Source organism: Streptomyces sp. NPDC001137 (assembly GCF_040298885.1).
Classification (GTDB): Bacteria; Actinomycetota; Actinomycetes; order Streptomycetales; family Streptomycetaceae; genus Streptomyces.
The window spans coordinates 197,326-217,007 of sequence record NZ_JBEPBA010000002.1 but is presented as its reverse complement, the minus strand read 5'-3'; the positions used below and the strand labels follow the sequence as shown (position 1 = coordinate 217,007).

Annotated in this window: 12 protein-coding genes; 7 read left to right on the top strand and 5 right to left on the bottom strand. The window is 72.5% G+C overall.

Annotated elements, in window-relative coordinates; translation table 11 throughout:
• Nucleotides 1-54 precede the first annotated feature (54 nt).
• Entirely contained in the window at nucleotides 55-1,014 is a 960-nt protein-coding gene (locus ABT254_RS03940; protein WP_351463211.1) for a LysR family transcriptional regulator, read from the bottom strand.
• 358 nt (nucleotides 1,015-1,372) lie between these two features.
• Here ABT254_RS03940 and ABT254_RS03935 point away from each other — a divergent pair, with 358 nt between their 5' ends.
• The gene (locus ABT254_RS03935; protein WP_351463209.1) at nucleotides 1,373-2,548 is read left to right on the top strand and encodes an FAD-dependent monooxygenase; all 1,176 of its coding nucleotides are present in this window, start codon (nucleotides 1,373-1,375) and stop codon (nucleotides 2,546-2,548) included.
• A 23-nt stretch (nucleotides 2,549-2,571) separates the two neighbouring features.
• Here the strand turns inward: ABT254_RS03935 and ABT254_RS03930 are convergent, their stop codons facing one another.
• On the bottom strand, nucleotides 2,572-4,047 hold the full coding sequence (locus ABT254_RS03930; protein WP_351463207.1) for a glutamate-cysteine ligase family protein: 1,476 nt from the start codon (nucleotides 4,045-4,047) through the stop codon (nucleotides 2,572-2,574).
• Between the two features lie 170 nt (nucleotides 4,048-4,217).
• On the opposite strand from ABT254_RS03930, the gene ABT254_RS03925 reads away from it, so the two are divergent.
• Nucleotides 4,218-4,559, top strand: coding sequence for a cupin domain-containing protein (locus tag ABT254_RS03925; RefSeq protein WP_351463205.1), 342 nt, complete (start codon nucleotides 4,218-4,220; stop codon nucleotides 4,557-4,559).
• Here ABT254_RS03925 and ABT254_RS03920 read toward each other — a convergent pair.
• On the bottom strand, nucleotides 4,540-6,525 hold the full coding sequence (locus ABT254_RS03920) for an AfsR/SARP family transcriptional regulator (protein WP_351463203.1): 1,986 nt from the start codon (nucleotides 6,523-6,525) through the stop codon (nucleotides 4,540-4,542). The two genes, ABT254_RS03925 and ABT254_RS03920, sit on opposite strands and share 20 nt — an antisense overlap.
• Nucleotides 6,526-6,572: 47 nt before the next feature.
• On the opposite strand from ABT254_RS03920, the gene ABT254_RS03915 reads away from it, so the two are divergent.
• Together ABT254_RS03915 and ABT254_RS03910 are read left to right on the top strand one after the other, a co-directional pair.
• A complete protein-coding gene (locus tag ABT254_RS03915; protein ID WP_450750707.1) occupies nucleotides 6,573-7,538 on the top strand; it encodes an alpha/beta fold hydrolase in 966 nt (321 codons plus the stop codon).
• Nucleotides 7,539-7,647: 109 nt separating this feature from the next.
• Entirely contained in the window at nucleotides 7,648-8,667 is a 1,020-nt protein-coding gene (locus ABT254_RS03910; RefSeq protein WP_351463199.1) for a LacI family DNA-binding transcriptional regulator, read from the top strand.
• On the opposite strand, the gene ABT254_RS03905 is transcribed toward ABT254_RS03910, so the two are convergent.
• Entirely contained in the window at nucleotides 8,650-12,612 is a 3,963-nt protein-coding gene (locus ABT254_RS03905) for a glycosyl hydrolase (protein ID WP_351463197.1), read from the bottom strand. The genes ABT254_RS03910 and ABT254_RS03905 overlap by 18 nt on opposite strands.
• A gap of 248 nt (nucleotides 12,613-12,860) precedes the next feature.
• Between ABT254_RS03905 and ABT254_RS03900 the strand changes: the two genes are divergently transcribed.
• From ABT254_RS03900 to ABT254_RS03890, 3 genes are all read left to right on the top strand, one after another.
• On the top strand, nucleotides 12,861-14,159 hold the full coding sequence (locus ABT254_RS03900; RefSeq protein ID WP_351463195.1) for an MFS transporter: 1,299 nt from the start codon (nucleotides 12,861-12,863) through the stop codon (nucleotides 14,157-14,159).
• Nucleotides 14,160-14,217: 58 nt separating this feature from the next.
• Nucleotides 14,218-15,666 carry an L-fucose/L-arabinose isomerase family protein gene (locus ABT254_RS03895; protein ID WP_351463193.1) on the top strand — a complete coding sequence of 483 codons (1,449 nt, stop codon included), beginning with the start codon at nucleotides 14,218-14,220 and terminating at the stop codon, nucleotides 15,664-15,666.
• 164 nt (nucleotides 15,667-15,830) lie between these two features.
• Nucleotides 15,831-18,002, top strand: a complete 2,172-nt coding sequence (locus ABT254_RS03890; RefSeq protein ID WP_351463191.1) for a GH92 family glycosyl hydrolase — start codon at nucleotides 15,831-15,833, stop codon at nucleotides 18,000-18,002.
• A 111-nt stretch (nucleotides 18,003-18,113) separates the two neighbouring features.
• Here ABT254_RS03890 and ABT254_RS03885 read toward each other — a convergent pair whose 3' ends face one another.
• Complete coding sequence (locus ABT254_RS03885) at nucleotides 18,114-19,529, bottom strand: phytoene desaturase family protein (RefSeq protein ID WP_351463189.1); 1,416 nt, start codon at nucleotides 19,527-19,529, stop codon at nucleotides 18,114-18,116.
• Between the last annotated feature and the right edge of the window lie 153 nt (nucleotides 19,530-19,682).

Sequence of the window (19,682 nt, the reverse complement as noted above, 5' to 3'; positions counted from 1 at the left end):
CTGTGCGGCGGCCGGCCATAACACCCGGCCGACCCAGGGCCGCCCCGGTTGCGCCTACGCCCCGCTCGCCCGCCAAGTGCGCGCAGCCCACGCCCTCAAGTGCGGTGACCTCCCGGCGAGTTCGCGGTATGCGGAACCGGCGGAGTGGAACAGCTCCTCCGCCACGTCCTCGGCAACCGTGTCACGCCGCCAGGCCAGCACATAGCGGCACCACAGCGGCGTACCGATCAGCGGTTTGATCACCACGTCCGGGATCGGCCGCAACGTCGCCTGCACGACCGACACGCCGAGACCGTCGGCGATCATGCTCTGCAACTGCAGCTGGTCACCGAGGAATTCATGGACGGCGACCGGCGAGAACCCGGCCGCGGCGCAGGCCGTGTAGAAGACGCCCGGCCAGCCGGCACCGTCGTCCGGTGTCAGGAACCAGGCGTCCTCGGCCAGATCGGCGAGCGCGACCTGGGCGCGGCGTCCGAGGGGATGGCGGGTGGGCAGCGCCACGAAGGTGGGCTCGGTGACGATCCCTCGGTGGGTCACCGTGTCCGCATGCTTCAGTTCCATCCCGGGGTAGTCCGCGGCGACGGCCGCGTCGACCTCGCCGTCCTCCAGGAGTTCGACGATGCGCGAGGAGGCGTACACGCTGCTGACTGCGAGGGTGAGGTCCGGCAGTCTGCTTCGGATGCGCGAGACCATGCCGGAGAGCACCGGCGAGTTGGTCGCCGCGACGCGCAGGGTCCTGCGGGTGCTCGCGGCATCGGAGACCGGACGGCATCCGATCGCCGCGACCCGGGTCAGGACGTCGCGGGCCTGGGCGACGACCTCGGCGCCGTATGGTGTCAGCCTGACTCCCCTCGCCCCGCGCTCGAACAGCGACTGCCCGAAGTAGCGCTCGATCCGCCGGAGTTGGGTGCTCAGGGCGGGTTGTGAGTAGCCGAGGTCCGAGGCGGCGCGGCCCACGCTCCCCGCATCGGCGATGGCACACAGGACACGAAGGTGCCGCAGCTCCAGGTCCATCCGTACGCTCCCCTGCCGACCGTGGACAGGAAGCGTTCCATCGCGCCGCCCCGCACACAAGACGCAGGTCAGCCACCCTCCGGCAGAGGCGTCCGACCGGCACGCCACGTCGGTGGCGGCTGCGTTTCAGCGGTCGCGCTCACATCGCCGGCGGTGCCGGGAGCCGTCCCGGTCTCCTCTCGCTGCTTCTTCAAAGCGAGTTCCCTGGCCGTCTTTTCCACCTTATGAGGAGGGCCGAAGTCACGGCCGAATTGGCGTGCTGACGCAGGTGACCGGTTCGTGTAAGTGCCGGGCGGAGCCGAGGGGTTGACACTTGACCGATGCGGGGACCGCGCGTTCGTCGAAGTGAGGTCGTGCCATGAGAGCGATCGTCGTGGGGGCGGGGATCGGGGGGCTCGCCGCGACGCTGAGTCTGCGCCGCGCCGGTCACGAGGTCACGATCCTGGAGCAGACACCGCAGTTCAGCGAGGTCGGCGCCGGGATCCAGCTCGCTCCCAACGCCACGCGCGAGTTGCGCCGGCTGGGGCTGCTCGACGCGGTCGCCGCACAGTCCGCCCGCCCTGCCGCCGTGAGCTTGCGCACCTGGTCCGACGGGACCGAGATCTGCGGCTACGCCCTGGGCCGCCAGGTCGAGGACGAGTTCGGGGCGCCGTATCTGCAGGTGCACCGGGCTGATCTGCGCGATGCGCTGGCCGCCGCCGTGCCGGAGGGATGGGTGCGGCTGAACACCCTGGTCGTGGGCATCGACCAGGACGACCGCACCGCGTATGTGACGACGGCGAGCGGTGAACGCCTGGGTGCGGACCTGGTCGTGGCCGCGGACGGGATCCGGTCCGCGGCCCGCCAGTGGCTCTTCGGCGCGGACGGGGCGGTGTTCTCCGGGACCGCCGCCTACCGGGCGCTGCTCCCGGTCGACGAGGTGGCCGATCTCCGCCTGCCCGACACCGGGGTGTGGCTGGGACCGGGGCGGCATTTCGTCCACTACCGGGTGCGCCGCGGTGAACTCCTCAACGTGGTGGCCGTGTTCGGGACGGAGACCGCCGCCCAGGAGTCGTGGACCGCGCAGGCCGCGCCGGGAGAACAGCTGCGCGCGTTCGAGGGCTGGGACTTCCGGGTGCGCAGTGTCCTGGAACGCGCGGGGCGGGTCTTCCGCTGGAGCATCTACACCCGCACCCCGCTCCCCCGCTGGCACAGCGGGCGGGTGACCCTGCTCGGCGACAGCGCCCACGCGATGGTGCCGTTCCAGGCCCAGGGCGCGGCACAGGCGGTCCTGGACGCGGCCGTGCTCGGCGACTGCCTCACGGAGGCGGGGGCCGGCGACGTACCCGACGCCCTCGACCGGTATGTGCGCAGGCGCCTGGCGGCCGCCACGAGCATGCAGGCCCGTTCCGCGCGGGCCGGCGACGAGTTCCACCTGCCGGACGGCCCCGAGGCCGAGGCGCGCAACGCCCGCATGGCGGCGTACGCGGCCGAGCACCGCTTCATGCCCGTGGCGGCCGAGTGGGGGGTCGACGTCGTCGACGAGCACTCCTGACGGGACGAGGAACGTCCACCGTGTCAGTCCACGGGCCAGGTGTGCGCGGGCGCGTTCAGGTGCATGTAGTCCATGTATGTGGTGGTCATCCGGCGCAGCGCCTCCTGACGGTCGGTGCCGGTCTTCTCCAGGTGGTGGACCGTCTCCGCCTGCCACAGGGCGCCGTTGCGGGCCGTGACGCAGCGCTGCTCGATGATGCCGAGCAGGGGTTCGCGCCAGGTCGCGTCCATGCCGGCCAGTTCGAGGCCCCGGTGGGCCAGCGGCAGCAGGCGCCGCAACACCAGTTCCGTGACCGGGACTTCGCCCACGCCGGGCCAGTACAGGCGGGCGTCGATGCCGTCGCGGGCGGCCGCGTGCAGGTTCTCCTCGGCCACCGCGAAGGACATCCTCGTCCATACCGGCCGGTCCTCGTCGACCAGGGCGCGGGTCAGGCCGTAGTAGAGGGCGCCGTTGGCGATGATGTCGGCCACGGTGGGGCCGGCCGGCAGGACACGGTTCTCGATGCGCAGATGGGGGCCGCTGTCGGTGACGGCGTACACGGGGCGGTTCCAGCGGTAGATCGTGCCGTTGTGCAGGGTCAGTTCGCCAAGTTCCGGGACGCCTCCGGCGTCGAGCGTCGCCTGCGGGTCCTCCTCGTCGCACAGCGGCAGCAGGGCCGGGAAGTAGCGGACGTTCTCCTCGAAGAGGTCGAAGACGCTGGTGATCCACCGCTCCCCGAACCACACCCGCGGCCGTACGCCCTGGGCCTTGATCTCCTGCGGGCGGGTGTCGGTGGCCTGCTCGAACAGGGGGATGCGGGTCTCCCGCCACAGCTCGCGGCCGAAGAGGAAGGGCGAGTTGGCGGCCAGGGCGACCTGTACGCCCGCGACGGCCTGGGCCGCGTTCCAGTAGGGCGCGAACTCCTTCGGGGCGACCTGCAGATGGAACTGGGTGCTGGTGCAGGCGGCCTCCGGGGTGATGGCGTCGGCGTACATCGACAGGCGCTCCACACCGTCCACCCGGATCCGCAGGTCCTCGCCTCGTGCCGCGAAGATCTGCTCGTTGAGCAGCTTGTACCTCGGGTCGCCGGAGAGGGCGGACTCGCCCACGTCCGACTCTCCCAGCGTCGGCAGAATGCCGATCATGATCATGTGTGCGCCCACCGCCGAGGCGCGTTCCTCGGCGTGGTTGAGGGCATCGCGGATCGCCTGCTCCCAGGCACCGGGGCCGCCGGCCGTCAGCTGCCGGGGCGGGATGTTGATCTCCAGGTTGAAGCGGCCGAGCTCGCTCGACCAGGCGGGGTCGGCGATCGCCTGGAGCACCTCGGTGTTCCGCATCGCGGGCCGTCCCTCGCCGTCCACCAGGTTCAGCTCGATCTCCAGCCCGACCTGGGGGCGCTCGCTCTCGAAGCCCGACTCGCGCAGCATCTGCGCCAGCACGTCGAGACAGAGGTGCATCTTGTCCCGGTAGCGGCGGCGGTCCTCGCGCGTGAACACCAGGGCAGGTACGTCACGTCCCATGGGGCCCTCCCGAGTCCCCTCGACGGATACCTCTCGTCCCAGCGTCCCACCTCGAACGGGTCCGGCACAGTCGGCGACCTGCCGATCACGAGAAGTGCTCGGTGATACGACAGAGGGTGAAGGTGCCGCATCCGTGCTGAACTCGGTCCACACCGTGAGGAGCATCGCCGATGAGCAGACCGCAGTCCGAGTTCCACCGTCCGGGCGCGCCCTGGCTGCGCCCGCCCGGGGCCGCCGACGGCGTGTGGGAGCAGGTGCTGGCCGAGGATCCGCAGACCGGGGACGCCACCGTGCTGCAACGCTACGAGCCGGGGACGGACACCAGCGCCCAGGGCGGCGTCCGGCACGACTACTTCGAGGAGGTGTACCTCGTCGAGGGCTCGTTCACCGACCTGCGCCTCGGCGAGACGTTCACGGCCGGGATGTACGCGTACCGGCATCCGGGAATGGAGCACGGCCCGTGGACGAGCGCGGAGGGCGTGCTGATGCTCGTCAGGCGAGAGCCTGCCTGAGGGCGGCGAGCCAGCGGGCCACCGGGCCGAAGGTGAGCAGACCGCTGCCCGCCCCGGCGAGTTCGCCCGCGGCCGGGGAGAGAGACGTGTGCAGGCGGGTCAGCGTCGTGCGGTCGCCCAGGTCGAGGGCGACCGCTGCCCGCACGCAGCACAGCGCCTCGTACAGGAGGTCCGCGGGCGGTTCCGGCGCTGCGTGCAGACTGGCCAGGGCGGCCGTGCGGTTGCCGTCGCGCAGTCTGACGTAGGGCTCGATCCAGGGGCGGTACGGACCCCAGTCGTCCTCCGGGTCGATGTGCTCGGCGGCCTGCCGGGCGCCGGCTCCGGCCTCGGACAGGCGCAGCGACAGCCGGGTGAGGGGCAGCAGGCCGCTCTCCACGCCGGGCATGCCGGCAGCCGGCAGCGCTGCCGCGGCCACCTCGTAGCCGGCCTCGGCCTCGCGCGTACGTCCGGCCGCGGCCGACCGCAGCGCGCCGTACCACTGGGTGAAGACGCCGACCAGTGGCCGTTCGTGCCGCTCGGCGAGCCGGTCCGCCGCCGCGGCGTGCGCGTCCGCCGCCGGGAAGTCGCCGAGCGCGCTGCGCGCCTGCATCCGGATCAGGCGGCCGAGGACCTCGAAGTTCTCCAGGCCGTGCCGCGCGGCCAGTTCGACCAGCTCCGCGCCGATCGCGTCCCGCCGCGCCGCGAGCCCCGCCCGGGTGCAGGACTGCATGAACGCCCCGTTGAGAGCGAACGCCAGCAGCGTGGGATCGTCGAGCCGGCGGGCGAGATCCTCCGCTTCGTGCGCGGCCCGTGGTCCGCGCGGGGAGCGGGTGCCGCGCATCTCCAGGGCGATGGTGGCCAGCAGCCGGCAGCGCGCGGCCTCGTGCGCGCCGTCGTTCGGCAGCGCGGCCAGGGTGCGCTCGGCGGTCGCGACGATCCGCCCCGCCTGCTCGGGGTCGTCGCTGCGGGTCCAGATCGCGGGGACGTCGTAGGCACCGATCACCCGGGCGGTCAGCTCCGGGTCGCCCGACTCCTCGGCCGCTGCGACGGCCGCGAGGCGGTGTTCCCGGGCGGCCCGCAGCCCACCGCCTCCGGTGACCGCGAGATTGCGGACCAGGCCGACGGTCGACTCCAGCCGGGCCCGGGCGCCCGCCGCGACCGTACGGTCGAAGTCCGTGGCCACCCGGCTCCACAGCCGGTCGGCCGCGCTGGACGGTCCGGCCGGGAGGTCGAGGCGAGGGTCCTGCGTGAGGATGTCCCTCTCCAGACGGCGCAGTTCGGGTCCCGGGTCCACGCCCAGCTGCCCGGCCAGCATCGCCCGCGCCCGGCGCAGTACGTCGAGCGCGTCCGCCTGGCGGCCCGCGCGGTACAGCGCGAGGGCCAGCAGGCGCCAGCCGTCCTCGCGCCAGGGATGTCCGGCCACGTGGGCGTCGAGGTCGGGCACCGTCTCGGGGGCGCGCCCCAGGTCCAGCCGGGCCTGGGCGCGTTGTTCCACCGCCCGCAGCCGCAGCTCGGTCAGACGGGCACACTCACCGCGCGCCCAGTCCTCGTCGGCGAACTCGGCGTAGGCGGGCCCGCGCCACAACTCCAGTGCCTCTTCGAGCTGTTGGAGCGCCTGCGCGGGCGGCAGCTGTGCCGCGCCCACGACGGCCGTCTCGAACCGCCAGGCGTCCACGCTCCCCGGCGCCGCCCGCAGCGCGTACCCGGGCCCTTCCGTCACCAGCAGCCGGGCCGGTGCACGCGCCGGGCGCTCCGGCTCCAGGACCCGGCGCAGTGCCGCGACGAAGGTCTGCACGGCCCCGACGGCGCCCGGCCCCGGGTCGTCCCACAGGTCTGTCACGAGGCGGGCGACCGGAACCACACGCCGGCGCGCCGTGATGAGCCGGGCCAGCACCGCCCGGTGGCGCGGGCCCTTCAACGCCAGTACGCCGCCGGCGCCGTCCCAGGCCACCACCGGCCCGAGCACACCGAAGGTGATCCGCTCCATCCCCACCTCCCACGGCCGCCTCGGCCGCCACAGTACGTGCTGACCGGATGCTGATTCGCGCGCGGGAGGCTCACTCGTGTCCGCCTGCCGGCGGTCCTCCTCCGCACCGACGAAAGCAGCCCACCGTGACATCCGCCCTCCCCACGATTCCCGGCTTCGAGCAGCACCGCATCCAGGTCGCCGACGGCGTGGCCCTTCACACCGCCGTCGGCGGCTCGGGCAGCCCGGTCGTGCTGCTGCACGGCTTCCCGCAGACACACCTGATGTGGCGGCACGTAGCCGCGGATCTCGCGGCCGACCACACCGTCATCTGCCCCGACCTGCGGGGCTACGGCGCCAGCGACAAGCCCGCCGACACCGACGGGGCCACCTATGCGAAGCGCGTCATGGCCGCCGACACCGTCGCCCTGGCCCGTGCGCTCGGCCACGAGCGATTCGCGCTGGCCGGTCATGACCGCGGAGCCCTGGTCGCCTTCCGCACCGCGCTCGACCACCCGGCCGTCGTCACCCATCTGGCCTGTCTGGACGTGCTGCCCACGCTGGACATGTGGCAGGTGATGCACGGCACCGGTGCCGCCGTGGGTTTCCACCTCTATCTGATGGCCCAGCCGCCGGGGCTGCCCGAGCGGATGATCGCCGCCGCCCCGGACGACTTCTTCGGCCATTTCCTCGACCTGTGGGCCAGGAACCCGAAGGCCGTTCCCGCCCCCGTCCGCGCCGTCTACCTCGCCGCGTGCCGAGCCGCGGTGCCCTCGATCGTCGCCGACTACCGTGCCTCGGCCGGCATCGACCTCGCACACGACCAGGCCGACAGGGACGCGGGCAGGGTGCTGGACATGCCGGTGACCGTGCTCCAGCAGGACTGGGGCACAGCGCTCGGCTTCGACGCCCGTGCCCTGTGGTCGGCCTGGGCGCGGCGGCTGACCCACCGCACCGTGGACTGCGGTCACTTCATGGCGGAGGAGGCCCCCGAGCAGGTCACGGAGGAGCTCAGAGAACTGCTCGCCCGCTGAACTCGGCGCCTCGCCCATGTGAAAAACGTTTTAGCCACCGTCGGGGTAGACTTGCGTCGCCCATGAGGACCACGTCGTGCCTGGTCGCACGGCTGTCACAGCGAGGGGGGTGGACGCCATCCCGGTTCGCCCCGCCCGGATCCAGGACGTCGCGGCCGCCGCCGGAGTGTCGGTGTCGACGGTGTCGAACGTGCTGAACCGCCCGGAGCGCGTCAACGCGGCCACCGCCGAGCGGGTCCGCGACGCGGTCGCGGCGCTCGACTACGTGCCCCATCCGGGCGCCGCGGGACTGCGCACCGGCCACACGTCCTCGATCGGCCTGGTCCTGCCCGACGTGACCAACTCCTTCTACGCCCGCATCGCGCGGGGCGCCGCCGACGCCGCCTACGACCACGGCTACTCCCTCGTCCTCTGCCACAGCGGGGACGCCCCGGAGCGCGAGCAGGGCTACTTCACCATGCTCGTCCAGCAGCGCGCCGTCGGTGCCGTGGTCGTCCCGCTCAGCGCCGACCCCACCCGGCTGACACGACTGCGCGAGCGGGGCATTCCCCTGGTGCTGGCGGACCGTGCGATGCCCGCGCAGGACGGCTGCTCCGTCTCCGTCGACGACATCGCAGGCGGCCGAATCGCCGTCCAGCACCTCCTGGAGTGCGGGGCGCGCGACATCCTCGTCGTGAACGGCGAACGGTCGATACGGCAGTGCGCCGACCGCTACCAGGGCGCCCGGCAGGCCGTGCGCACCCGGCGCGAGGCACGGCTGGCCCAGGTGGTCGCCGAGGAGATGACGGTGGCGTACGGCAGGGAGATCGCCCGGGGGCTCGACGAGCTGCCCGACGGGGTGTTCTGCACCAACGACTTCCTCGCGGCCGGACTGTGCCGGGGCCTGGCCGAGCGGGATGTGAAGGTCCCCGAGGACGTGCAGGTGGTGGGTTACGGCGACCTCGACATCGCCAGCTTCGTGGGGACGACCCTGACGACGGTCCGGCAGCCCGTCGAGGATCTCGGCCGGGCGGCCGTGGAGATGCTCCTCGACGAGGTGGAGGCCCGCGCCGAACACGCCCACGAGACAAGGGTGTTCGCGCCCGGGCTCGTCCTGCGGGACTCCACCCGGTCACTCACCGGCGGCTGACTCCCGGACCCGCAACGTCACCGGACCCAGCAGCCCGGACGTCAACTGGGAGGGGAAGGCCCAGGCGGTCGGGGTCGCTTCGGCGAGATACGGCGCCAGGGTGTTGCGCACGGTCACGTCGATCCGGACGGTGCGCCCCTCGGCACCGGGCAGTTCGAAACGGTACGGCGCGCAGAACGCCTCGCCGACCGGCTCCCCGTCGAGAAGAACCGCGACGCTCCCTCGCACCCGCCCCAGGTCCAGCACCGGATCAGGCCCGGCGGGCACCTCCACCTCGCGCGTGTACGTCACACCGCCGCTCCAGCCGCCAAGACCCAGCGACTGCCAGTCGCCGAGGGGCAGGGGCGCCGCCACGGTACGCACGCGCACCGGCCCCCACCAGGCGGAGCCGCCGCGCAGCACGGCCGTCGGGTCGGTGACCAACTCGAACTCCGTCGGCTCAGTGGTGGGCTGAGGGAGTGTCAGTACCTGTCCGTCGAGGACTCGTTCCGCGCCGTCCGCGGACCTCACCCGTGCGGGCAGCGCCAGAGGCAGCCTGAGCGAGACGGTCCCCGGGGGCACGGTGAAGCGGAAACGCTGTGCGCGGGGGCGTACTTCGTCGGTGGAGCGCAGCGACATCACGGGGGCGCCGAGCACCGGCCGGCCGGTCAGCCACTCGGTGTCGGGCAAGGGGTGCGGTCGTACGGCCGCGTGGCAGTGCTGCAACTCGCCCCACCTGCCGTCGTGTTCGACGGTACGCCCGCGCCACTGCCCCGTCTCCGCCTCCCAGCCGGCTCCGCTGACCAGCGCGGTCGCACCCGCTCCTGCCACGAGGTCGACGAACACGGCATCGCGTGCGCGGACGCTGTCGGCGACGACGTCGAGGACGTGATCGCCCGCCGAGAGGGTCAGTTCGTGGCGGAAGAACATCGGCACCGCCCCCCAGTCGGACTCGTAGTACTCGACCTTCTCCTGCCGCGCCACGACCGCGCCGTCGAGCAGCACGGTGACGCCCGCCGCGGCGCCCACCACGAGCACCGCCCGCGCCCCGCCGTCGGACAGACGCAGTCGGCCCCGGTAGGTGACGCCGCCGTCCGGCCGTACGCCGTCCGGCAGACACATGAACTGCGGACGCGGCACGAAGCCGTCGGGACGAGAAAGGCAGAAGTAACTGCCCAAGGGAGCCTGAGACTTGGCCGAGATCATCGAGGGGCGGTCCTCGGCGTCGGACAGTTCGTACTCCAGGACGTTGCGGGGCCGGTCGATCTCAACGCTGGCGGACGCCAGGTATCCGCGGTCCGTGGGCAGCCTCTCGCCGTTCCACCACACCCGCTTGACGGCTGCCGCGCCGACGCGCAGATCGGCGGGCCCGCAGTGGTCGGTCTCGACGATCGACCGGACCCGGGCGACGGTTCCGCGGCCCGGTACCGGCACGCGTACGAACTCCTCGCTGACCAGCCCCTTGTTGCCCAGCAGGCCGTCCGGGTCCGGGATCCCGCGGCTCGACGAGAACAGCGAGACGGCCCAGTTCTCGTCCCAGGGCACAAGGGGCTGCTCTCCGGCCAGGACCCGCTCGACGGAGGCCTGGTCGAGCGGGTCGGGGGCCTTCGCGGTGGGCACCGGGGGCAGCACGCGTACCCGGTTGCCGTACGTCGCCCGGGTCTGCTCCCAGCGGGCGTCGGGGGCCTCGCTCTCGGTCCACCGCATGGTCCAGATCTGCGGTTCGTCCACGGACGCCCCGGCGGGCAGCGCGAGGTCACCCCACGTGTTGTCCATGGTGGGCGCCAGGCGGCCCTCCCAGCCGCTGGACAGGTCGATGGTCCGTACCGACCTGGGCGGTGGTGCGGGAGTCGGGGACACCGGGGTGCCTTCTCGCCATACGACGAGGGCGGCCGGGGCGCCTTCCAGCGGCACCTCGATGGTCGAGACGCCGTCGCTGACGGTGATGCGCGCCGGGCGGCGGTCACCGGTCGCCGGGTTCCAGACCTCGGCCTCGGCGACCGGAGCGCGCACGGTGAGGGACCTGGTGGGGGCGTAGCGGGCGGGGTCGACGTCATGGTTGCCCGAGGGCGGATGCGCGCGGGCGTCGGGGAAGGCCCCTGTCACCAGGGCGACCGCGTCCGCTCCCTGCCGCCGCACGAGCAGCGGCACATCACCGGTCGCGTACCCGGCAGGGTCCGCCACGGCCGCGGCGCCCGCCTCGGCGTCACTCGCCCGCTCCAGCCGGGGATGAGCGCACAGTGCCGCCACGACGGCGTCGTCACCGGCCAGGCCTGCCGCAGCCGCCGGCGGGCGGCCCACGGCCACCACCCGCCCGCCGGCGTCGAGCAGTTCGGTCAGCCGTCGTGCCGTGTCCTGTTCCAGGACGCTCGCCGAGGGCAGCAGCACCGCGGTGTACGCCAGATCCCCGATCCGCAGGGCACCCTCGGCGGGCGTGGCCCGCTGCACCGAGGCGTCGTCGATGACGTCGTAGGAGACACCGTGCCGGTCCAGGGCGCCGATGTGGGGTCGCAGCCAGTTGTTGGTGCCGCACAGGTTCAGGTAGTGGCGCTGGGTCTCGTCGACCTCGGCGTGGCTCTCGCCGAGGCGGCCGTCGCCGAAGTGCTTGACGGGGGCGTCCAGCGGGATGAGGGACTGCATCGTGGTCGTGGGATGCAGGACCGCCACATCGGCGCTGTAGGTGCCCCAGGAGAGGATCGAGCAGATGCGGGCGACGGCCCGGGAGAAGGCCGGGTACTGCGGCCAGTAGGGCTGGCGCCAGTCGGTGGAGGGCGGCGCCCACTCGAACCAGCCGCCCGCGGTGCCGAAGTAACTGGCGTGCGGGTTGTACAGATTGGCGCCGCTGCGCAGGAACGGCAGGAGCCAGTCGTAGGTGTCCTCCAGGGTGCCGCCCCACCCGGAGGAGTGGAACGCCTCGATCCACACACGCTCGTGTCCGTAGAGGTGCGCCATGGAGGAGTGGACCTTGGAGTCGCCGTGGTGGTCACTGCCCGCGGCGCCGTACCAGCGGTGGGTGCGGAAGTAGTCCGAGTAGATCTGGGTGGACTGGGCCGGGAAGCCGGAGCGGGCGGGGTGGCTCTGGTCGCAGCCCAGGAGCATCCCGCGTTCGTCGTGCCAGGCGGCGAGGGGTTTGAACAAGGCCTCTTCGGTGAGTTCGGCGCGGACCGCGTAGTAGTCGGCGCGGACCTTCGCGGCCCTGGCGGCGTCGGGGATGTCGTGGAAGAGGGCCGGCAGGTGGTCGAGCAGGTCGTAGCCGCGACGGGCGAGGAACTCCTCCGGGAAGCGGCCGCTCCAGGCGTTGGTGCCGGGCAGTTCGTCCTGGAAGCTCCCGGCGACGACATTGCCCAGGTACTCGGGGACGCGCCGGTCGTACTCGTGGTGCACGGCCTCCAGGAGCAGACGGACGGCGCCGGGGTCCAGGTAGTCGAAGGCCGTGGGGACAGAGGTGACCAGCTGCACCTCGCCGCCGTCGGCGGCCGCGATCCGCGCGGTGCCGGTGACGGGAAGGCGCCGGCCCTCCGCGGAGTACGCCCCGACCAGGGTTTCCGAACTCCCCAGCGGGACGGCGCCGTTGGCGACCCTCGCCGTGCGGCGGCGCAGCGCAAGGCCGGCCGCCTCGGGACGCAGGCGGGTCACCGCACCCTGGACGTTGGCGCCGGAGAACCCGATCTGGTCGTAGAACCACAGCCGCATGCCCAGGTCCCGGGCGATCTCGCAGGCGTCCGTGAAGCGTGCCCACCACTCCTCGCCGAACCACGGCGGTTCGTCGGCGCGGGCGCCGAAGCCGGGACCCGCCGGCGCCAGGTTGATCACCACGAGGTTGTGCACGCCGCCCCCGGCGAACCTGCGCATCTGCCAGGCGAGGCGCTCGCGGGTGACTTTCGCACCCGACCACCACCACAGCGGAGTGGGGCCGAAGTCCCGGGGCGGGTCGTCGAACAGCTGCTGCAGCGCGGAGGAGATCACGGGCACGGTCCTTCCGGGAACGGCTGGGCACCCTCGCGGATCAAAACGTTTTACACGGGTCTGGTCGCCGACAACCTGGAATGTTCGCACCGGATCCCTGGCGCGGGAAGCATGCCGACGCGCCTTCCTGCAAATGGGCGCATGAGGGGTTGTTGGAACGTTTTTCCGACCCTATATTCACTGCACTCGGCCTCAGAGCCGTCACGTCCCCCTCCGCTCGGCCCATCCCCAGACGACGGAGTCGCATCATGGTCCGAACCCCGACCGCCCCCGAACGCCCGGAACAACCCCTCCCCTGGCGGCTGTGGAAGGTGGCGGCCCTGTCGGGCATGGCCTCCTACCTCGACGCCGCCCTCATCGTCAGCATCGCCGTCAACCTGGCCATCTACCGCGACAGTTACGACATGGGCGTGTGGATGGCGGGCGCGATCAGCGCGATCGTCACCGGCTGCATCGCGGTCGGCTCCCTGGTCGGCGGGCGGCTGGCCGACATGTTCGGGCGCCGCCGTGTCTACAACTGGGACATCTTCTGCTTCGCGCTGGGCGCGGTCGTCATCACGCTCGCGCCGAACGACATCGTGCTCTTCGTCGGCGTGCTCGTGGCGGGGCTCGCGGCCGGTGCCGATCTGCCGACCTCCCTGGCCGTGGTCTCGGACGCCGCACCCGCCGACGGCCGGGCGCGTCTGGTGTCCTTCACGCAGGTCATGTGGGTGGCGGGCATCGTCGTCGTCATCTTCCTCGGCTATCTGCTGTCGGACACGGGCATGACCGGGGCGCGGATCATCACCGGCCATCTGGCCGTCGCCGCCCTGGCCACCTGGCAGCTGCGCTCCCGGCTCGACCTGGCCGACGAGCCGTCGGACACGGAGCTGGCCCAGGAGGCGGCCGCGCTGGCCGCCCCGCGCGGCATCGAGCTGAAGAACGTGTGGAACCGGGCCGCACTGCTGCCGATGGCGGCGACCTTCGCCTATTACGTCACCTGGGGCATCGGCGCCAACACCTTCGGGCAGTTCGGCACCTATCTGCTGGTCACGGTCAGCGGCGCCTCGCAGAGCCTGGCCACCGGGATCAACCTGGCCTTCCTGCCGATCGCGCTGGTGCTGACCCTCGTCTTCGTCCGGCTGGCCGACACCGCCTGGCGCGACCGGCTGTTCTACGTGTTCACCGTGGTGCAGATCGTCGCGTTCTGCATCGCCTCCCTCACCGCCGGCGCGCTGGCCGGGATGCTGGTCTTCTTCGTGCTCTACCAGATCTCCAACCCGTTCGCGGGGGAGGCCAGCTACAAGGTGTGGTCACAGCTCACGCTGCCGCCGGACACCCGCGGTACCACCCAGGGCCTCACCTACGCCGTGTCGCGGGGAGTCTTCGCGGGCGTCGCCTTCGTCACGCCCGCCCTGATGGAGTACAGCGCCTCCGTGCTGCTGTGGTCGATCACCGCCTGCATGGCGGCCTCGGCCCTCGCGGGCGTGTACATCGTCCGTGTCCTCATCCAGCGCTCACCCGGCGCCGCTGCCGCCCCGGCGGACCTGGGAGTGGCCCGGGCGTAGGGAGTGGCCCCGGCCCCTTGAACCCGACTGTGGACCTGCGAAGGAGCGACCCCCAGCCATGGCAACCGCCGAACACTCCATGTCCCTGCAGGAGTTGCTGCCGCCGGTGCGGCGGCGCCGTACCCGTATCGGCCTGGTCTCGGGCGGGCTCGGCACCTACTGGCCACAGTTTCCCGGTCTGCTGCCGCAGTTGAAGGAGTCGGCCGCGTACATGGCCGAGCGGCTCGGGCAGCTGGGCGCGGAGGTCACGGATGTCGGTTTCATCTCCGACGCCGAGGAGGGGGCCCTCGCCGCCGAGGAGCTGCGCCGGGCCGACTGCGACCTGATCGTGCTGTTCCTGACGACGTATCTGACCTCGTCGATGGTGCTGCCGATCGCCCGGCGCTCGCACACCCCGGTGCTGGTCGTCGACCTCCAGCCGTCCGAGCGGATGGACCACGCCACCTTCGACACGGGTGCCTGGCTGGCGTACTGCGCGCAGTGCTCGGTGCCCGAGGTCGGCAATGTCTTCCGCCGGGCAGGCATCCCCTTCCGGTCGGTGTCGGGCTGGCTGCGCCAGGAGTCCGCCTGGCGGCGCATCGAGCAGTGGATCCGCGCGGCCCATGTCCGGGCGGCGCTGCGGCACGCCCGGCACGGCCTGATGGGGCATCTGTATCCCGGCATGCTGGACGTGTCGACCGATCTGACCCTGCTGCCGACGACCTTCGGCTCGCATGTGGAGGTACTGGAGTTCGACGACCTGCGGCACCGGGTGGGGCGGGTGAGCGAGGCGGAGACCCGCGACCGCATGGCGCTGGCCCGCCGGGTCTTCACCCTCGACGACAGCGTGGCGGACGAGGACTTCGCGTGGGGCGCGAAGGTGTCCGTCGCACTGGACCGGCTGGTCGAGGACTTCGGCCTCGACACGCTCGCCTACTACCACCGCGGCCTCGACGGCGAACTGCACGAGCGGCTCGGCGCGGGCATGATCCTGGGCGCCTCCCTGCTCACCGCCCGGGGCGTACCCGCGGCCGGCGAGTACGAACTGCGCACCAGTGTCGCCCAGTTGGTCTCGCAGAGCATCGGTGCCGGGGGCTCCTTCACCGAGATCCAGGCCCTCGACTTCGAGGACGGCGTGGTGGAGATGGGCCACGACGGGCCCGCCCACCTCGCCGTCAGCGCCCGTGACCCGCTGCTGCGCGGTCTTGGCGTCTACCACGGAAAGCGCGGCTGGGGCGTCAGCGTGGAGTTCGACGTCCGGCACGGCCCGGTCACCCTCCTGGGCCTCGGCCAGGACGCCGACGGCAGCCTGTCGTTCATCACCTCCGAGGGCACGGTCGTGCCCGGCCCCCTGCTGGAGATCGGCAACACCACCAGCCGCGTCGACTTCGGCCGTGACCCCGGCGAATGGGTCGACGCCTGGAGCGCGACGGGCGTCGGCCACCACTGGTCCCTCGCCGTCGGCAGCCACGGCGCCGATTTCCGGGCCGCGGCGAGCCTGCTGGGCATCGACCACCGGGAGGTGTGAGCTCCCCTCCCGCGCGCCCTCGTTCACTCCGGTGCATTGCGCCGTGAGCCTGATCCGCGCGCGTTCCACGGCAAGGCGCCGCGCAACCAGGCCGTCCGGTCGAGAAGGTGGGCAGTCCGTCGTCGTACGCCACCGCGACGTCCCACCGTCTCGAGGAGAGCTTCTTGCGCCTGCACCCTGTCGCGGCTGCCCTGACCTCGGCCGTGCTGCTGGCCTCGCCGCTCCCGGCGGCGTCCGCCGCCCCGGCCACGGCCGAGCCCGCACGCGCCACGGACGACCCCGCCGGCTACGTCAACCCGTTCGTCGGCACCGCCCCGGGAGGCACCGACTTCGGCCACGGCGGCGGCGCCGGGAACACCTTCCCCGGCGCCTCGGCGGCATTGGGCGGCATCCAGTGGAGCCCCGACACGGTCACCCGCCAGCACGGCGGGTACGCGTACAAGGACAACCGGATCCGGGGCTTCAGCCTCACCCATATCTCCGGCGCGGGGTGCAGCGACTACGGCAACGTGCCGTTCATGCCGCTCACCGGCCGCCCGGACCCGGACCCCGCCGCGCGCCACGCCACCTTCTCCCACGCCAACGAGCAGGCGTCACCGGGCAGTTACGGGGTCCGGTTCGACAACGGCATCCGTACGCAGATCTCCGTCACCCAGCGCTCCGGCATCGCCCGGTTCACCTACCCCGCCCAGGACGGGCGGCCCGCCGGGCTGACGGTGGACGCGGGACGGGCCTTCAACAAGGCCACCGGGAAGATCAGCATCGGGTCGCGCACCCTGTCCGGCTACACCGACAGCGGTGGCTTCTGCCACTCCTCCAACCGCTACCGGCTCTACTTCCACGTCGTCTTCGACCGGCCCTTCGCGCACACCGAGCCCCTCGACGGAAAGACTTCCGGGGCGTACGTGTCCTTCGCCCCCGGCACCCGTACGGTGACCGCGCGGGTCGGTGTGTCCTTCGTGGACGTCGCCGCCGCCCGCCACAATGTCACCGCCGAGCAGGGCAAGCACTCCTACGACCAGCTGCACAGTGCCGCCCGTGACCGCTGGAACGAGTGGCTGGGCAGGATCGCCGTGCGCGGCGGCACCGAGACCCAGCGCCGGGTGTTCTACACCGCGCTGTACCACGCTTTGCTGCACCCCAGCGCCTTCAGCGACACCGACGGCCGCTACCGGGGCATGGACGGCAAGGTCCACCGCACCCGGCCCGGTCATGTGCAGTACGCGGACTTCTCCGGCTGGGACGTCTACCGTTCCCAGGGCCAGCTGCTCGCCCTGATCGCGCCGCACGAGGCGTCCGACATCGCCCAGTCGATCCTCAACCAAGGCCGGCAGGCAGGGTATTTCGACCGCTGGACGGTGGCCAACGGCGGCACCCGCGTCATGGTCGGCGACCCGCTGCCGGCCATGGCCGCCTCCATCCACGCCTTCGGCGCCACCGACTTCGACGCCCGGGGGCTGCTGCGGGCGGCCGTGGCGGGCCGGCAGGACGACCGGCAGCGACCGGGGCACCAGCAGTACGACACCCTGGGCTACATCCCGGCCGGCACCAAGGGCGTCTGGGGCAGTGCGGCCACCACGCTGGAGTACGCCGTCGCGGACGCCGCACTGGCCCATCTGGCCGGACGCCTCGGTGACACGAAGACCCAGGCGGCCCTCACCCGCGCCGCCGGCAACTGGCGCAATCTCTTCAACCCGGTGAGCGGCTACATCCAGCCCCGCAACGCCGACGGCAGCTGGCCGTCCTTCTCCCCCACGCAGCACGGGGAGTACGTCGAGGGCAACGCCGCGCAGTACACCTGGCTGGTGCCGCACGACCTGCCCGGCCTGTTCACCGCCATGGGCGGCCCCACCGCGGCCGCCTCCCGGCTCGACACCTTCTTCACCCAACTCAACGCGGGCGCGGACAAGCCGTACGCCTATCTCGGCAACGAGCCGTCATTCAACATCCCCTGGGCGTACGACTACGCGGGCCGCCCCGACCGCACGGAGGACATCGTGCGGCGGGCCCTCACCACTCTCTTCACCGACCGCCCCGACGGTCTCGTGGGCAACGACGACCTGGGCGAGATGTCGTCATGGGCGGTCTGGGCCTGTCTGGGCATGTACCCCCAGGTCCCGGGGAGCTCCCAGCTCGCCCTGGCCGGTCCGCTGTTCCCGGCCGCCACCGTGCGCCGCGGCAACGGGGTCGCCCTCTCCCTCCTCGCCCCGGACGCATCGGCCACCAACGCCCATGTCCGGTCCCTGAGGCTGAACGGGCTGCCCGTCAACGGCCCCTTCCTGCCGGAAGGGGTGCTGACCTCGGGCGGTGTGCTCCACTACGGGATGACGTCGTGACCGCTCAGGCCGGGGTCACCTCGACGGGCAGCTTCTTGATGCCGTTGACGAGCGCAGGGGCTCGAACTCCCGGACGCCCGCGGGCGGTTCACGGCCGTTCAATGGCGTCCGTCACACGCGCAGCCGCCGCAGGGCCCGGGCCGCGGCGTGGGCTCCGCACATTCCGTGGGCGCCGGCGCCGGGCGGGGTGGCCGCCGAGCACAGATAGTGGCCGGGGACTCCGGTGTCGTAGGGCCGCAGGGTGAGGTGCGTTCCGAGGAGGAGCTGGGGGATGTCCGTGGCGCCGGTCATGATGTTGCCGCCGACGTAGTTGGGGTTGTACTCGGCGAAGCCGGGCGTGGTGCGCACCGCGGTGCCGAGGACGCGGTCCCTGAAGCCCGGCGCGAAGCGTTCGATCTGGGCGGTGATCGCCGCGGTGGCGTCTCCGGTGTAGCCGTTCGGGACGTGGGCGTACGACCACACGGGGTGGATGCCGCCGACCGAGCGTGAGGGGTCGGCCAGGTACTGCTGGCCGACCAGGACGAACGGCCGCCCGGGCATCCGCCCGGCATGGACGTCCCGCTCCGCGGCCGCGATCTCGGCGTAGGTACCGCCGAGGTGCACCGTGCCGGCCCGCCGTGCGGCCTCGGCGCGCCAGGGGACCCCGCCCTCCACCGCGAAGTCGACCTTGAACGCGCCCGGTCCGTAGCGGTAGCGCCGGTAGGCGCGGGCGGTCCGCGGCGGCAGCAGATCGCCGAGGATGTCGGCCAGGGCGGTGGGGGCCACGTCCCACAAGGTCACGTCCGTGTCGGGCAGTTGGGCGACCGACCGCACGCGTACCCCGGTCTCGATCGTCCCGCCGAGTTCGCGCACCAGCGCCGCCATGGCGTCGGTGATACGGCGTGAGCCTCCCTCCGCCACCGCCCAGCCGTAGCGGTGGCCCGCGGTGACGATGCCCAGGCCGATACTCGCGGTCAGCGGCCGCTCCAGGGGGTGGAAGGCGTGTGCGGCGACGCCGCCCCACAGGCCCCTGGCCTCCTCGGTCCTGAACGCCTTCGCCACCAGCGCGGCGGGGGCGAGCGCGGGAACACCGAAGCGGGCGAGGCGCAGCGGGTGCCGGGGCAGGCGCAGCAGCGGGCCCATGATGTCGTCGCCGAAGGTGTCGTACGCCGTCGAAGGGCCCTCGAACAGCCGCCGCCAGGCCCGGCCGTCGGCGCCGAGACCGGCGGCGGTCGCGGTCACCGAGCGGTGCAGAACCCCGGCCGTGCCGCCGTCGAGCGGATGGGCGCAGTCGATCTCCGGCCACGCCCACCGCAGGCCGTACCGGTCCAGGCCGAGCTCCTTGAAGAACGACGAGCCGACGGCCATGGGGTGGATGGCCGAGCAGAAGTCGTGCAGCAGTCCCGGCACGATCGCCTCGCCGGAGCGGGTGCCGCCACCGATCGTGTCGGCCGCCTCCAGCACCGTGACCCGCAGGCCGGCCCGGGCCAGGGCGACGGCGGCGGCCAGACCGTTGGGCCCGGCACCGACGACGGTCGCCGTACTCATCCCGACCCCTCTCGTTCGACCTGTCGCACATTGTTCGAAACCTCTTGACGCTACCCAGGACGCGGATTGAAACTCTCGCAACACGACGTCACCTCCACGTAACACCAGGCCCGCAGCGCATGCGCTGTCGGCCCGCCGCCGCTTGCCCGCATC